This window comes from Lactobacillus sp. M44, from assembly GCF_058130005.1.
The window spans coordinates 987842-1003581 of sequence record NZ_CM176707.1; the positions used below are offsets into that span (position 1 = coordinate 987842).

The following is a 15740-nucleotide window of genomic DNA, read 5'->3' on the forward strand; positions in this document are numbered from 1 at the left end:
TTATGAAAATAGCTCCATCAATTTTAAATGCTAATAACATGAACTTAGGATTGCAAATCAAGACTGCTGTTGATACAGGAATAACTAGATTTCATATTGATGTTATGGATGCTCATTTTGTCCCTAATTTATCTTATGGACCAGAATTGGTAAAAGACTTCAAAAATCAATTCCCTAATGAATTAGCTGAAGTTCATTTAATGTCTGATGCTTTAGAAACAATGATTCCAGCATTTGTAAAAAATGGAACAGATTTATTAGAGTTTCATTATGAAGCAACTGATAAAGTAAATTATTGGCTTGATTACTTACATGAACATAATTTAAGAGCTGGAATTGTTTTAAATCCTGAAACAAAAGTTGGTGTATTAAAACCATATCTAGATAAAATTGATCAAATATTATTAATGTCAGTTCATCCAGGATTTGGAGGACAAAAATTTATTGAGAATACTTTAAATAAAATTACTCAAATAAAGGCAATAAAACACGATATCCCAGTTGAAATAGATGGGGGTATTAATTATGATACTGGTAAATTAGTATCCCAATCTGGAGCTGATATTATTGTTGTAGGGTCATATATATTTAATGATCCAAATAATATCGAAAATAAAATAAAAAAACTACAAAACATTAAATAATGAAAGCAATAGCATTAGTGGGTGGTCCAGTAAATTTGTGGCCACAAAATATTAAAGATTTAATACATAAAACACAAAACCAAAAAATTATTGGTGTTGATCGTGGAGCACTTTATTTATTAGAATTAGGTATTATTCCAGATGTTGCAATTGGAGATTTTGATTCTTTAAAGCCTGATGAATTATCAAAATTAGAGCAGTGCGTTTTAGATATTCGTTATTCTAATCCAATCAAAGATTATACTGATACTGAATCAATGCTGCAGACTGCTTTAATTGATTACCATGTAAAAAAATTAAAGATATATGGTGCAACTGGAGGCAGACTAGATCACTTTTTGTCAACATTATTTACTGTGATAAATCCTAAATTTAATGATTATGCAGAAAAAGTTGAATTAATTGATCAGCAAAATAAAATTGTATTTTATAATTCTGGCAATTATCGAGTGACTAATGATTTAAACTATAAATATGTTGGAGTTATTATTTTGGATCATGTAAAAAATTTAAATATTAAAAATGCTAGATATGATTTAAAAAATTATAATAGCCATTATCCTTATAGTTTTGCATCTAACGAATTTTTAGCTAATAGTAAATATTTTGACTTGTCTTTTGATGAAGGCAATATAGCAGTAATTTATTCTAAAGATATTAATCGATTTAACAATTTATAATATGCAAAAAAAGCATGTACATCATCAGTACATGCTTTTTAGAATACGCAATTAATATTCAAATTATACGCGAGTAACTTTGCCAGATTTCAAGGCACGAGCTGAAACCCATACGCGCTTTGGCTTACCATCAACAAGAATGCGAACTTTTTGAAGGTTTGGCTTCCATGCACGACGTGTAGAGTTCAAAGCCTTTGAGCGTTTATTGCCGAATGTGGTAGTTTTACCAGTAACATAATCTTTTGCCATTTTGCTAAACCTCCTTTAAGTGTTTTATAATACTTAAACAATATAGCAAAAATAAAGATGATATGCAACATAAGAGTATAATTTTTTTGTGAAAAGGTTAGATAAAGTTGCTAACATTTAAAGCTATGATAAAATAGGATTCGTATATTTAGATCGAAAGCGGTGGGTAACATGGCAGTTAAAATCAAAACTAAATATGGTTTAATAGATATTTCTAATAGTGTTATATCTACAGTAGTTGGGGGAGCAGCAACTTCTAATTATGGTGTAGTTGGAATGGCCTCAAAAAATGCTATTAGAGATGGTATGAATGAAATTTTGAATAGAGCTAATTATAAACGCGGAGTAGTTGTTAAATCCGTAGACAATCAAATAACTGTTGAAGTGTACATTATCGTAGGTTATGGGCTTAAAATCTCTGAAGTTAGTCGTAATGTACAAGATAGTGTCAAATATAATTTGGAACAACAACTTGGTATTAAAGCAAAATCAGTTAATGTGATTGTGCAAGGAGTCAAAGTACTAGACGAATAATACCTTTAAGGAGAGAGACAACTTGGTAGAAACTAAAATCGATAGTAAACAATTTAGGGATATGGTTCGCGTTGCAACGCATCGTATGAGCAAAAATGCAGAATTTGTTAATAAATTGAATGTTTTCCCAGTTCCCGATGGAGATACTGGCACTAATATGAATTTAACCATCGAAAGCGGTGCAAAAGCAGTTAACGAAAATACCAGCAATAATGTTGGTGATTTGACAGAAAGTTTAGCTAAAGGGATGTTAATGGGGGCTCGTGGTAATAGTGGGGTTATTACTTCACAATTATTCCGTGGCTTTTATAAAGCAACTCAAGGAATGGAAAATTTAGATGCAAATCAACTGGCTGCTGCTTTTTCAAATGGTGTAGCTACTGCATATAAAGCTGTAATGAAGCCTGTTGAAGGAACTATTTTGACTGTTGCCCGTGTTGCTGCAGTTGAAGGTGCAAATAAGGCTAGCGAAACAGATGATGTCACTCAAGTGATGAAAGCTGTTGTTGAAGGAGCTAAAAAAGCACTAAAGACAACACCTGATTTGTTACCAGTATTAAAGCAAGTTGGTGTAGTTGATTCAGGTGGTCAAGGATTACTATTTATTTATGAAGGATTCTTAGAAGGCTTATTAGGCGAGGATTTTGCAGATCAATATCAACCAGATGAATCTGAAATGGATGAAATGATTAATGCAATGCACCATCAATCAGTTCAAAGTCAATTAGCTACTCAAGATATCAAGTATGGATACTGTACTGAGATTATGGCTGACTTAACAGCAGATGTTCCAAATAAAAAAACATTTGACATTGAAGAGTTTAGAAAGCATTTATCTGGATTAGGTAATTCATTATTAGCTGTCTCTGATGGTGATGTAGTGAAAGTTCATGTGCATACTGAACACCCTGGTGAAGTATTTAAATATGGAAGTCAATTTGGTCAATTGGGTAAAATCAAAATTGATAATATGCGTATTCAACATGAAACTATTGTTGAAAATGATGAAACTAATCAATCAACTGTTGAATTTGCGGTAATTGCAATAGCGTCTGGGAATGGTGTGCGTGAATTATTTGAAAGCGAAGGGGTTAACAGAATTATTTCGGGTGGCCAGACTATGAACCCTTCAACAAAGGATATTGTTGATGCAATCAAAAAATCTGGAGCTAAAAAAGCTATTATCTTGCCAAATAATGGAAATATTATCATGGCTGCAAAACAAGCTGCTGAAGTTAGTGATATTCCAGTAGGAATTGTACCTACTAAGACTATTCCTCAAGGATTAACAGCAATGTTATCATTTAATCCAGATGATAGTGTTGAAGACAATGTGGCTAATATGTCAGAGGATTTGACTACAGTTAAGTCAGGAGAAGTTACTAAGGCAATACGCGACACTACTATTGATAAAGTAGAAATCCATAAAGATGATTATATGGGAATAATTGATGGTACAATTGAAATTGATGATCCCGATGTAATTGATACTGCTGTCAAGATGGTTGAAAAAATGCTTGATGAAGAGAGTGAAATTATTACGATTATTTATGGTCGTGATAGCAATAAAAAACAAGCACAAGAAATTGAAAAAAGACTATCTGATAATCATGATGATTTAGAATTTGAAATCCATGATGGTGGTCAACCAGTATATAATTTCTTGATTTCTGTTGAATAAAAAAATGAAAACAAATACTTTATTTGATCCTGTGACAAGTTTGTCAGGAGTTGGCGCAAAAACTGCTGAGAACTTATCTACTTTAGGTATAAATTCATTATATGATTTATTATTTTATTTTCCCTTTCGCTATGATGATTTGGAAAATATCCCTCTTGATAGTGTTGTTGACGGTCAAAAAGTTCTACTTAAAGGTATAGTTGCAACCCCTCCTTATCTAAATAGATTTGGATATCGAAAAACGCGATTAACTTTTAAAATGAGAATTGATCATGATATTGTCATGGTCAATTTTTTTAATCAACCATGGCTCAAAAATAAACTTGAAGTAGGTCAAGATGTAGCTGTATATGGAAAATATGCAGTTGCAAGACAAAGCCTGGCTGGAATGAAATTAGTAGCTGTTAAGAGTGAAAATGTTGATGCTATGGCTCCAGTTTATCCGATTAATAAACACATCAGACAAAAAAAGTTGATCGAATTAATAAAAAAAGCAATGGATACATATTTGTCTGATTTGCCTGATATTGTTCCTGCTGAAATTAGGAAAAAATATCGACTATTTTCAGATCGTGAATTAGTTCAAAAAATGCATCAACCCAAATCACCAAATGAGGCTAAATTAGCTAAAAGATCTGCAATTTTTCGAGAATTTTTTTTGTTTCAAATTCAATTAGCACTTTTAAACAAACATGAGATACAAAATAGTGGAATAGCTAAAAAATATGATTTGAAAGAAGTAGCAAAATTAACCAAATCATTGCCTTTTGAACTTTCTGATGATCAAAAACAAGTAGTTAATGAAATTTTTGCTGATATGCATTCGAAAATGCCGATGAGGCGTTTGTTGCAAGGGGATGTTGGTAGTGGTAAAACAATTGTTGCAGTTTTTGCGATATATGCGGCAATTACTGCTGGTTTTCAAGCGGCTTTGATGGTTCCAACAGAGATTTTAGCAACACAACATTTTGCAAAAATTGATGAATTATTAAGGCCTTTAGGAGTCAGAGTAGTACTGCTGACTGGTTCAACTAAAAAAATTGAGAAAAAAGAAATATATCAAGAATTAAAAGATGGCACAATTAATGTGGTTATTGGCACTCATGCTTTAATTCAAAAAGATGTCGAGTTTAAAGACTTAGGATTAGTCATTATTGATGAACAGCATCGTTTTGGAGTAATGCAGAGACAAAAATTAATTAATAAAGCAAATAAAGCCGATGTTTTGGCAATGACTGCAACACCAATCCCAAGAACTTTAGCATTAACTGTTTATGGACAAATGGATGTTTCAGAGATTAGGCATTTACCCGCAGGAAGAGTCCCAATTATTTCAAAATGGATTACTAATAGTCATTTAGATGAAATGATTAGATTAATGCAAGATCAATTGAAGTTAGGCTTTCAAATATATGTGGTATCACCATTAATCACAGAGTCTGAAAAAATTGATCTAGAAAATGCTGAACATTTGTATAGAAAAATGCAGGAATTTTTCCCTAAATATAATGTGGTATTATTACATGGGCAGATGTCTGGCAATGAAAAAGATGAAATCATGAGTGAATTTGCTGATGGTAAGATCAATATATTAGTAACTACTAGCGTAATTGAAGTTGGGGTTGATGTAGCAAATGCTAACATGATGGTGATTTTTAATGCGGATAGATTTGGTTTGAGTCAATTGCATCAATTAAGAGGCCGAATTGGCCGAGGAAAAACTCAGAGTTTTAGTATTTTTGTTGCTGATCCAACTAGTGATGTTGGCAAAAAAAGAATGCAGATTATTGAGAGTACAACTGACGGCTTTGAATTAGCTCAAGAGGATTTAAAGTTGCGCGGCGAAGGTGATTTATTTGGTAAAGCACAATCTGGTCTACCTGAATTTAAAAATGGTGATGTAGTCAATGACTATAATACGTTAGTTGTCGCACATCAAGTCGCACAAAAATTAGTTGATGCAGATCCTGATTTAACTAAACATCAATTTTTAAATAAAGTTGTTAATTATAAAAAAATATCTCATGAAGACTAGGTGAAATTTATGAAAACAATAGCAATTGACGCAATGGGTGGGGAACATGCACCTGAAGCGATCGTTCAAGCTACATTAAGAGCCAAAAATGAATTAAAAAATACTAAGTTCGTGTTATTTGGTGATAAAGACAAAATTGAAAGTTTGCTAACAGATCATGAACGAATTGAAGTTGTCGCAACTACAGAGATCATTTCTGACAGTGATGAACCTGTAAAAGCAATTCGTCAAAAAAAAGATTCTTCTTTAGTAGTCGCTGCAAATTATGTTAAAAAAGGCCACGCTGATGCGTTATTGTCTTTAGGAAATACTGGAGCGTTATTAGCAAGTGCTATCTTTATAATTGGCAGAATTAAAGGGATTGATCGTCCGGGGTTAATGCCAACACTCCCCGTTCAAACAACAGATGTTGGATTTAATATGATTGATGTTGGTGCTAATGCAAAAACAAAGCCACAATATTTTTTGCAATGGGCACAGATGGCCAATTATTATGCTGAAAAAATTCGGGGAATCAATAATCCTAGAGTTGCTTTATTAAATAATGGTGCTGAAGATGATAAGGGTGATGATATTCACCAGCAAGCATATCAGTTATTAAAAGCAAGTGATTTAAACTTTATTGGCAATATCGAAGGTAATGAGTTATTGAAAGGAAAAGCTGATATTGTCGCAACAGATGGATTTAGTGGCAATGTTGCATTAAAGACCATTGAAGGCACCTCTAGTGTATTATTGCATTTATTAAAACATGAACTACTCAATAGTGGACTTGCAGTAAAACTTGGTGGTGCTTTAAGTAAACCAGCTTTTGCAAAATTGCAAACTAAATTTGATACTGCAAAATATGGCGGTGCAGTATTATTAGGAGTTGCAGTTCCAGTTGTTAAAACACATGGTAGATCAGATGAGCGACCAATATATTATACTTTGTTGCAAATTGATAAAATGCTGTCTGAAAATTTGATTGAAAAGTTTAAAAAAGAGTTTTCAAGTAAATAATTATGATATAGTTTTATAAAATAAAAATATGGAGAAAAGAAATGTCAAAAGAAGAAATTTTTAATAAAATTGCTGATATTTTAGCTGATCATTTTGAAATAAATCGTGATCAAATTACTGATAAATTGAATTTTACACAAGACTTAGACGCTGATTCTATTGACTTTGTAGAATTTGTATTGGATTTAGAAAGTGAATTTGGAGCAGAAATATCCGATGCAGATGCAGAAAAATTAAAGACAGTTGGTGATGTAGTTAACTACATAAACGAACATCAAAAGTAAACAAATTATAAACTTTTTAAAGAAAACTATAAGCTTTTTGTTGCAAGACAAAAAGCTTTTATTTATAATTGATACAAAATAGCGAACCTATTATTTAAGCTTTTTTTTAGAAAGTTTAAATAAGGGTATGAGATGGAGGAATGACCAGTGGAAAAACAGAGCGACCTGTTACTAGATATTCAACATTTACATACAGCATATCGTTTGCAAGGTGAATTTTATGATGCCGCAGATGATATTAATTTGACGTTAAAACGAAATGAAATTTTAGCGATTGTTGGAGAATCTGGTAGTGGTAAGAGTACAATCGCCTCAAGTATTATTGGTTTATATGATCAAAAAAATACAAGAGTAACAGGTGATATTCAGTATAATGAATTAAACCTAGTTGGTCTTAACGAATCATTGTTTAACAAGATTCGTGGGAATAATATTGGTATGATTTTCCAAGACCCATTGGCTTCATTGAACCCATTAATGAGAGTTGGAGATCAAGTTGAAGAGACTTTGTATTATCATACTGATCTAAATGCTAAGCAGCGAAAAGAGCGTGTTATTGAGCTATTTAATCAAGTAGGTATGCCAAGGCCAGAAGAGATGTATCAAGCATATCCACATGAATTATCAGGTGGGTTGCGTCAGCGTGTAGTTATAGCGATTGCAATTGCATGTAAACCAGAAATTATTATCGCTGATGAGCCAACAACTGCTTTGGATGTAACTATCCAAGCACAAATTTTAGATTTACTAGAAAACATCCAAAGACAATCTAATTCAGGAATTATTTTGATAACTCATGATTTAGGTGTTGTTGCTGAAACTGCAGATCAAGTAGCAGTTATGTATGCGGGACAAATTGTTGAAAAAGCTGATGCAAAAACTTTATTCGAGCATCCTTTGCACCCGTATACCAGATCATTACTTAATTCAATTCCTCAAACAGAAGATGAAGATGAAGATTTACATGTTATTCAAGGGACAGTTCCGTCATTAAAGAATATGCCAAGAACAGGCGATAGGTTTGCACCAAGAATTCCATGGATTCCTGCAAGTGCTCATGAAAAAAATCCTGTCATGCATGAAGTGGAACCAGGACATTTTGTACGATGCACATGTTACAAAGTCTTTCATTTCCAAGATGAACCAGAAAAGGTGAGTGAATAGCATATGTCTGAAATTATTCAAATCAAAAATTTAAAAGTTCACTATCCAATTCGTTCAGGATTTTGGAATCGAATTACTGATTATGTTAGAGCCGTAGATGGAATTAATTTTTCAATCAATGAAGGTGAAACTTATGGCTTAATTGGTGAATCAGGCTCTGGCAAGTCGACAACTGGTAAAGCAATTGTTGGCGTTGAAAAAGCAACTAGTGGTCACATCTTATATAAAGGAGTTGACATAACTAAGGCAAGCAATCGAAGAAAATTAAATTACAACAAGGATGTACAAATGATCTTCCAGGACTCAATGTCTAGTTTGAATCCTAGAAAACGAGTTGAAGATATAATTGCTGAACCAATTAGAAACTTTGAAAATTTAACTACAGATGAGGAGCGTAAACGAGTTCAAGAATTACTTGATATTGTTGGGATGCCAAGCGATGCCATTTATAAATATCCTCATGAATTTTCAGGAGGTCAAAGACAAAGAATTGGGATTGCTAGAGCAGTAGCTACTAGCCCTAAATTAATTGTTGCAGATGAACCAACTAGTGCATTAGATTTATCTGTGCAAGCCCAAGTTTTGAACTTTATGAAACATATTCAACAGCAATATAATATTTCATATTTATTTATTTCTCACAACTTAGGTGTGGTAAAGCATATGTCTGAAAATATTGCAATTATGCATAGAGGCCGATTAGTTGAGATTGGAACTCGTGAAGAAATTTATTCAGATCCAATGCATATTTACACTAAACGCTTATTATCAGCTATTCCTGAAGTTGATGTGGCCAACCGAGAAGAACACAAAAAACACCGTTTAGAAGTTGAAGAAGAGTTCAAGAAAAATCAAAGCAGTTGGTATGACAAAGATGGACGTGTTTTTCCACTTCAAAAAGTGTCTGCAACTCACTATGTTGCATTGCCTAAAGAAAAAGTTGAACAATTGGAAAAGGGGGAATAATCAATGTGGAAGACAGTTTTACGAAGATTATTAATCATGATTCCGCAATTAATCATTTTGAGTTTTTTGGTTTTCATTTTAGCTAAAATGATGCCAGGAGATCCATTCAGCGGAATGATCAATCCTAATGCTGATCCTAAGCAAATTGCCAGATTGCGCCAAGAATATGGATTAAATGATGCTCCTTGGGTTCAATACACAAGATGGGTAGGTAATTTATTACATGGTGATTTAGGTCAAAGTTATATCCAACATGTTCCTGTGTCTTCGCTAATTTGGGATCGTGCGGTTAATACATTTTGGTTATCACTATTATCAACTATTTTGTTATATGGTATAGCTATTCCGATGGGAATTGCTGCAGGTCGTCATCAAGATCAATGGCAAGACCAATCTATTCAAATTTTTAATTACATCACTTTTGCAGTTCCTGGATTTGTATTTTATATTTTGGGATTATGGTTATTTGGATTTACGTTGAATTGGTTCCCAATTTCTGGATCTGTAGGAGCAGATGTTAACCCAGGAACCTTTGCATATTTTATTAGTCGCTTTTATCACATAATTTTACCTGCGATGTTATATGCGATTATTGGGACTACTGGGACAGTTCAGTATTTGAGAACTGGAATCATTGATAATAAAGTTGAAGATTATGTTCGAACTGCTCGAAGCAAAGGTGTACCTGAAAAAGTGGTATTTGATAAACATATTTTGAGAAATTCACTCCTTCCAATTGCTGCATTCTTTGGTAACACGATTGCTGGATTATTAGGTGGTTCAATGATTATTGAACAGGTCTTTAGTTATCCTGGAATGGGAAAATTATTCCTTGATTCAATTGGACAGCGTGACTATAGTACACTGACTGCATTGATTTTACTCTTTGGTATTTTGACGTTAGTAGGTAATTTACTCTCTGATATTATTATGAGTATCATTGATCCACGAATCAGAATTAAATAAAGGGAGGAGAAATAAAATGGCTAAAAAAACAGCAAATAAAAAAGATGAAAGTCAAAAAATTTCTCGTCCAGCTTCTGGTTTTAGAATCGCAATCAGAGAAATTTTACATGATAAAGTTGCGCTAACAGCATTAATAATTGTGATAGCGGTATTATTAATTACTTTTGGTGGATCATTATTTTTGAATAAAGGTCAAGTTACTGAAATTAATATTGCTGAAGCATATTACGGTTGGGGCGAAGCTGGTCATTTGCTTGGAACAGATGATGGTGGTCGTGACATATTGAAATTATTAATCATGGGTGGACGTAATTCTATCATGATTGGTTTATCAGTTACTGTCATTATTGAAACTGTTGGTTTATTAGTTGGATTAGTTGCTGGTTATTTTGGTGGTGTTATAGATGCTATAATCATGCGTATCGTTGATTTTATTCAGATTTTGCCACAAATGCCAATTATCATTGTTTTGACTACAGTTATTCCTAATTACAATGCTGTTACTTTAGTATTATTGATTGCGATGTTTGGATGGACATCGACATCGAGATACTATCGTGCTTTTGTTTTATCACAGCGTGAAAGAGAATATGTACTAGCTTCTAAAACATCTGGTTCATCTAACTTAAAAATTATGTTTAGAGAAGTTTTACCAAATATTACTTCAATGATCATTATTGATGTTGTATTAACGGTAGCTGGGAATATTGGTATTGAAACTACATTATCATTTATTGGATATGGGCTTCCACCTTCCACACCATCACTTGGTACTTTGATTGGATTTGCTAATGACCCAGTTAATGTTATCAATAGACCCTGGTTGTGGCTGCCTGCAACAGTGCTTTTATTAATAATTTCATTAAGTATTAACTATGTTGGTAGGGCATTACAACGTGCAGGGGATGCGCGTCAGCGTGAAAATTAATTAAGTCTTCAAACGCCTCTAAGTACAGTCTTAGAGGCGTTTTTGTGTACATAAAATTAATTTTATTAGCAAAAAATGATGTTTTATGAGAATATATGTTGAACTTTTTATAATTTCATGCTAATATTTGAGTCAACAATTAAGATTTATGGAGGGAAAAACATCATGAATAAATTAAAAGTTTTAAGTTCATTAGGACTAGTGACGACAGTTGCCTTAACTTTAGTGGGGTGCGGACAATCAAATAAACAAGCTTCAACCAATGTTAAGGATTTTAAGATGTCTGTGCCTAAAAAAGCTACAAAACAAGGCGGTACAGTAAAAGTTGCCATTGAAGCTGATACTCCTTTTACAGGTATTTTTAATGCTGAACTAGCAAGCAGCGGAATAGATTCAAGTCTTGTGGGTCCTGCTGATGAAAGCTTATTTAAAATTGATAAAAATTATAAATTTATTAATGGTGGAGCTGCAAATCTTAAATTAAATCATCAAAACAACACCGTAACGATCACAATTAATCCTAAAGTTAAGTGGTCAGATGGTAAGCCTTTAGTTGCAAAGGATGTTGAGTATGCATATGAGATTATCGCAAATAAAGATACTCAATCCCAAAGATATACTGGAAGTTTACAACTTTTAAAGGGGATGGCTGACTATCATAATGGTAAGTCAGATAAGATTTCTGGAATTGAAATGCCTGATGGTCCAGATGGCAAGAAAGTAGTATTACACTATAGTCAATTAAAACCAGGCATGATGCAAAGTGGTAATGGGTATATTTGGGAATCTGCAGCACCATATCACTACTTAAAAGATATTCCATTTAAGAAATTAATTTCTAGTGATCAAATTCGTAAAAAGCCACTATTTTATGGTCCATATGTAGTTCAAAAAGTTGTCCGTGGTCAATCTGTAACTTTGGTACCGAATAAATATTACTATGATGGCAAGCCAAAATTAGATAAGATTGTTGAAACTTTAATTTCAACAAACTCAGCTAGTCAAGCAATTAAAAGCAATAAATTCGATATTATTGATGTTGTTAACTCACAATGGAAGAGTGTTAAAGGAACTAAAGGTTATAACTATATAGCCAACGTTCCATTAGGTTATGGTTATTTAGGATTTAAAGTAGGAAAATGGGATGCAAAAGCTGGTAAGAATGTCATGAATCCTAAAGCTAAAATGAATGACCGCTCACTTCGTCAAGCAATTGCTTATGGTATGAATACCGATGCAGTATACAAACGTTATACAGATGGATTAAGTTTTAGTATTCCAACTTTAATTCCAAAGGAATTTGGCAAATACTTTGATAAAAATGTTAAAGGATATTCATTTAACATTAAAAAAGGTAATGAAATACTTGATAAAGCTGGATACAAGAAAAAGGGTGAATACCGTGTACAACCAGATGGCAAACCTTTAACAATTCATCTAGCTGCAATGACTGGTAGTTCTATTCAAGAACCAATCATCCAAAACTATATCCAACAATGGAAGAAGTTAGGTTTAAGAGTTAAGTTAACTGGCGGTCGTTTAATTGAAATGAATTCATTCTATGATAAAGTTGAACATGATGATCCTTCAATTGATATGTTCTTAGGTAACTGGGGCTTATCATCTGAGCCATCACCAGATGACTTGTATAGTGAAAATGCACCATTCAACTTCTCAAGATTTGTAACTAAAGAAAATAATCAATTATTAGAGCAAATGAATTCGCAAAAAGCTTTTAATCAACAATATCGTTATGACAAATTCCATGAATGGCAAGCATACATGGATAAAGAAGCTTATGTAGTTCCGACAATCGGTAGCTATTCAATTACTGCTGTCAATAATAAGCTAACCGGTGTTAGTCTAGATCCAAATTCTAACTGGGTAAATGTAGCATATGCAAAATAGTAATTTATAATAAAAATTTTCTTTCCATATTAAAATAATAAAAATCTGATCTTAAATATAATATTAAGGTCAGATTTTTTTGCTTTTTTGCCCTAAACAGAAATTATTATCTTGTATATTTGCTATAATAAGTAATATATGGAAAGGAAAAAGGCATTATGAAAACATCAAAAATTTTAAGCTCTATTGGATTATTAACAGGTGTAGCATTAACTTTAGTTGCTTGTGGCAAGCCAAATTCAAATAATGGCAATGCTAAAGTTAACTTCAAAACTTCTGTTCCTAAAAAAGCTACAAAGCAAGGTGGAACAGTAAAAGTTGCGATTGAAGCTGATACACCATTTACAGGAATTTTTAGTAATGAATTAGCTGAAAACTCAATCGACCAAGATATTGCACAATATGGTAATGAAGGTCTGTTCCAAATCAATGATACTTATAAGTTCGTTGATGGGGGTGCGGCTGACCTTAAATTAGATCGTGATAATAAGACTGCTACTATAACTATCAACCCTAAAGTCAAATGGTCTGATGGTAAACCTTTAGTGGCAAAAGATGTTGAATATGCGTATGAAATTATTGGAAATGCACAAACCAAATCATCCCGCTACACAGGTAAAATGACTAATATTGTTGGTATGGAAGACTATCACAATGGTAAGTCAAACACTATTTCTGGAATTGAAATGCCAGATGGTCCAGATGGCAAAAAAGTAGTCATTCATTTTAAAGAAATGAAGCCTTCAATGAACCAAAGTGGTAATGGATACATTTGGGAAGCTGCAGAACCATATCATTATTTGAAGGATGTTCCATTTGATAAGTTGATTTCTAGTGATAAAATCCGTAAGAATCCATTATATTTTGGACCATATAAATTAGAAAAGATTGTTCGTGGACAATCAGTAACTTGGGTTCCTAATGAATATTATTACAAAGGTAAACCAAAGTTAAGCAAAATTGTAGCAAGTGTTGTATCACCAAATTCAGTTGCTCAATCAATAAAGAGTAATAAATTTGACATTATTGGTGTTGTAAATTCACAATGGCAAAATGTTAAAAATACTAAAGGTTATAACTTCGTAGCTAAAGTCCCGTTATCATATTCATATTTAGGCTTTAAAGTTGGTAAATGGGATGCAAAAGCTGGCAAAAATGTTATGAATCCTAATGCCAAGATGAATAATAAGTCTTTGCGACAAGCAATTGCATATGGAATGAATGTTAATGAAGTATATAAGCGTTATACAAACGGCTTATCATTCAGAGTGCCAACACTAATTCCATCAAGCTTTGGCAAGTACTTCGATAAAAATGTTAAGGGCTATGATTTTAACATTAAAAAGGGTAACCAAATTCTTGATAAGGCTGGATTTAAAAAGAAAGGCGAATATCGTGTACAACCAAATGGTAAGCCTTTAACAATTCATCTAGCTGCAATGACTGGTAGCTCCATTCAAGAACCAATCATTCAAAACTATATCCAGCAATGGAAGAAGATGGGCTTGAATGTTAAATTAACTGGTGGTCGCTTAATTGAAATGAATTCATTCTATGATAAAGTTGGTAATGATGATCCAGGTATTGATATGTTCATGGGTGCTTGGAATGTTGCAAGTGATCCATCACCTGCAAACTTGTATGGTGAACAAGCTCCATTTAACTATTCAAGATTTGTAACTAAAGAAAATAATCAATTATTAGATGAAATGAACTCAGAAAAAGCCTTTAATACAAACTATCGTGTTGATAAAGTTCATGAATGGCAAAAGTATATGGATAATGAAGCTTACGTAGTTCCAATTGCTAATGCATATCAAATTGATGCTGTAAATAGTAATTTAACAGGCTACTCAGAAAAGCCATCATTCAACTGGTATGATGTAGCATATGCTAAATAACAAATAAAAATCAAAAAATAGCTATCTCTTTTAGTTGGAGATGGCTTTTTTAGTTGTAAAAATTGATATAATAGTAAACATAAGAAAGGACTGTATTATGGTCAGTACAAATTTTAAACTACAACTAAAGGAAAAATATGGAATCCAATTCCATAATGAAAAATTATTAGAAGAAGCATTCACTCATTCATCATATGTTAATGAGCATCCCACAACATCGGTGAGAGATTATGAAAAATTAGAATTTTTAGGTGATGCAGTTTTGGAACTAGCAATTTCTGATTATTTGTATCGTCATTTTCCAAATTTAAATGAAGGAGAATTGACTAGAATGAGATCTAATATTGTTAGAACTGAAGGATTCTCTGAATTTGCCATTGAAGTTGGTTTTCAAAACGAAATTCACTTAGGCAATGGTGAAGAAAAAGTTGGTGCTCGCTCGCGCAAGACTTTATTAGAAGATGTGTTTGAAGCATTTAATGGAGCTTTATTTTTGGATCAAGGGATGCCTGCTGTACAACATTTTTTGCATTTAACTGTTTACCCATTAATTGCTAGTGGCGAGTTTGATGCAAGTCGCGATTACAAAACGGATTTGCAGGAGTTATTGCAACAAAATGGAGCTGTTGATATTTCATATAATGTTATTTCTGAATCTCAATTACCATCTAGTTTTACAGTATCAGTATCAGTGAATGGGGAAATAATGGGTCAAGGGCAAGGGCATAATAAACGTGCAGCCGAGCAAGTTGCGGCTAAACAGGCATTAACGAAATATCAAAGAAATTAGGTGAAAGA

At 32.8% G+C, this 15740-nt stretch carries 15 protein-coding genes; 14 read left to right on the forward strand and 1 reads right to left on the reverse strand.

Annotated elements, in window-relative coordinates; genetic code table 11:
• The first annotated feature begins 2 nt into the window (after positions 1-2).
• Positions 3-644 carry a ribulose-phosphate 3-epimerase gene (gene rpe / locus AC38BG_RS04845; RefSeq protein ID WP_489936738.1) on the forward strand — a complete coding sequence of 214 codons (642 nt, stop codon included), beginning with the start codon at positions 3-5 and terminating at the stop codon, positions 642-644.
• A complete protein-coding gene (locus AC38BG_RS04850) occupies positions 644-1324 on the forward strand; it encodes a thiamine diphosphokinase (protein ID WP_489936739.1) in 681 nt (226 codons plus the stop codon). Before rpe ends, AC38BG_RS04850 begins: the two co-directional genes overlap by 1 nt.
• A 63-nt stretch (positions 1325-1387) precedes the next feature.
• On the opposite strand, the gene rpmB is transcribed toward AC38BG_RS04850, so the two are convergent.
• Positions 1388-1573, reverse strand: coding sequence for a 50S ribosomal protein L28 (gene rpmB / locus AC38BG_RS04855; protein WP_489936740.1), 186 nt, complete (start codon positions 1571-1573; stop codon positions 1388-1390).
• A 171-nt stretch (positions 1574-1744) separates the two neighbouring features.
• On the opposite strand from rpmB, the gene AC38BG_RS04860 reads away from it, so the two are divergent.
• The 12 genes from AC38BG_RS04860 (at position 1745) to rnc (ending at position 15732) form a co-directional block, all read left to right on the forward strand.
• Positions 1745-2107: an Asp23/Gls24 family envelope stress response protein gene (locus tag AC38BG_RS04860; RefSeq protein WP_489936741.1), complete on the forward strand. Its 363-nt coding sequence runs from the start codon at positions 1745-1747 to the stop codon at positions 2105-2107.
• A 22-nt stretch (positions 2108-2129) separates the two neighbouring features.
• Entirely contained in the window at positions 2130-3788 is a 1659-nt protein-coding gene (locus tag AC38BG_RS04865) for a DAK2 domain-containing protein (protein ID WP_489936742.1), read from the forward strand.
• A gap of 4 nt (positions 3789-3792) precedes the next feature.
• Positions 3793-5823, forward strand: coding sequence for an ATP-dependent DNA helicase RecG (recG, locus tag AC38BG_RS04870; RefSeq protein WP_489936743.1), 2031 nt, complete (start codon positions 3793-3795; stop codon positions 5821-5823).
• 9 nt (positions 5824-5832) lie between these two features.
• Positions 5833-6825 carry a phosphate acyltransferase PlsX gene (plsX, locus tag AC38BG_RS04875; protein ID WP_489936744.1) on the forward strand — a complete coding sequence of 331 codons (993 nt, stop codon included), beginning with the start codon at positions 5833-5835 and terminating at the stop codon, positions 6823-6825.
• A 41-nt stretch (positions 6826-6866) separates the two neighbouring features.
• Positions 6867-7109, forward strand: coding sequence for an acyl carrier protein (gene acpP / locus AC38BG_RS04880; RefSeq protein WP_489936745.1), 243 nt, complete (start codon positions 6867-6869; stop codon positions 7107-7109).
• A gap of 147 nt (positions 7110-7256) precedes the next feature.
• A complete protein-coding gene (locus tag AC38BG_RS04885; RefSeq protein WP_489936746.1) occupies positions 7257-8273 on the forward strand; it encodes an ABC transporter ATP-binding protein in 1017 nt (338 codons plus the stop codon).
• A gap of 3 nt (positions 8274-8276) precedes the next feature.
• Positions 8277-9239 (forward strand): ATP-binding cassette domain-containing protein, encoded by a 963-nt coding sequence (locus AC38BG_RS04890; RefSeq protein WP_489936747.1) that lies wholly within the window; start codon positions 8277-8279, stop codon positions 9237-9239.
• A 3-nt stretch (positions 9240-9242) separates the two neighbouring features.
• On the forward strand, positions 9243-10205 hold the full coding sequence (gene opp4B, locus AC38BG_RS04895) for an oligopeptide ABC transporter permease (protein WP_489936748.1): 963 nt from the start codon (positions 9243-9245) through the stop codon (positions 10203-10205).
• 16 nt (positions 10206-10221) lie between these two features.
• Positions 10222-11133, forward strand: a complete 912-nt coding sequence (locus tag AC38BG_RS04900) for an ABC transporter permease (RefSeq protein WP_489936749.1) — start codon at positions 10222-10224, stop codon at positions 11131-11133.
• Between the two features lie 165 nt (positions 11134-11298).
• Entirely contained in the window at positions 11299-13041 is a 1743-nt protein-coding gene (locus tag AC38BG_RS04905; protein WP_489936750.1) for an oligopeptide ABC transporter substrate-binding protein, read from the forward strand.
• A gap of 158 nt (positions 13042-13199) precedes the next feature.
• Positions 13200-14942 carry an oligopeptide ABC transporter substrate-binding protein gene (locus AC38BG_RS04910; RefSeq protein ID WP_489936751.1) on the forward strand — a complete coding sequence of 581 codons (1743 nt, stop codon included), beginning with the start codon at positions 13200-13202 and terminating at the stop codon, positions 14940-14942.
• Positions 14943-15039: 97 nt separating this feature from the next.
• Positions 15040-15732 carry a ribonuclease III gene (gene rnc / locus AC38BG_RS04915; RefSeq protein WP_489936752.1) on the forward strand — a complete coding sequence of 231 codons (693 nt, stop codon included), beginning with the start codon at positions 15040-15042 and terminating at the stop codon, positions 15730-15732.
• Positions 15733-15740: the final 8 nt, after the last annotated feature.

Excerpts from the sequence above, each read along its gene's own strand:
- rpe (WP_489936738.1), top strand. The coding sequence starts at position 3 with ATGAAAATAGCTCCATCAATTTTAAATGCTAATAACATGAACTTAGGA.
- AC38BG_RS04850 (WP_489936739.1), top strand. The coding sequence starts at position 644 with ATGAAAGCAATAGCATTAGTGGGTGGTCCAGTAAATTTGTGGCCACAA.
- rpmB (WP_489936740.1), bottom strand. The coding sequence starts at position 1,573 with ATGGCAAAAGATTATGTTACTGGTAAAACTACCACATTCGGCAATAAA.
- AC38BG_RS04860 (WP_489936741.1), top strand. The coding sequence starts at position 1,745 with ATGGCAGTTAAAATCAAAACTAAATATGGTTTAATAGATATTTCTAAT.
- recG (WP_489936743.1), top strand. The coding sequence starts at position 3,793 with ATGAAAACAAATACTTTATTTGATCCTGTGACAAGTTTGTCAGGAGTT.
- plsX (WP_489936744.1), top strand. The coding sequence starts at position 5,833 with ATGAAAACAATAGCAATTGACGCAATGGGTGGGGAACATGCACCTGAA.
- acpP (WP_489936745.1), top strand. The coding sequence starts at position 6,867 with ATGTCAAAAGAAGAAATTTTTAATAAAATTGCTGATATTTTAGCTGAT.
- AC38BG_RS04890 (WP_489936747.1), top strand. The coding sequence starts at position 8,277 with ATGTCTGAAATTATTCAAATCAAAAATTTAAAAGTTCACTATCCAATT.
- opp4B (WP_489936748.1), top strand. The coding sequence starts at position 9,243 with ATGTGGAAGACAGTTTTACGAAGATTATTAATCATGATTCCGCAATTA.
- AC38BG_RS04900 (WP_489936749.1), top strand. The coding sequence starts at position 10,222 with ATGGCTAAAAAAACAGCAAATAAAAAAGATGAAAGTCAAAAAATTTCT.
- AC38BG_RS04905 (WP_489936750.1), top strand. The coding sequence starts at position 11,299 with ATGAATAAATTAAAAGTTTTAAGTTCATTAGGACTAGTGACGACAGTT.
- AC38BG_RS04910 (WP_489936751.1), top strand. The coding sequence starts at position 13,200 with ATGAAAACATCAAAAATTTTAAGCTCTATTGGATTATTAACAGGTGTA.
- rnc (WP_489936752.1), top strand. The coding sequence starts at position 15,040 with ATGGTCAGTACAAATTTTAAACTACAACTAAAGGAAAAATATGGAATC.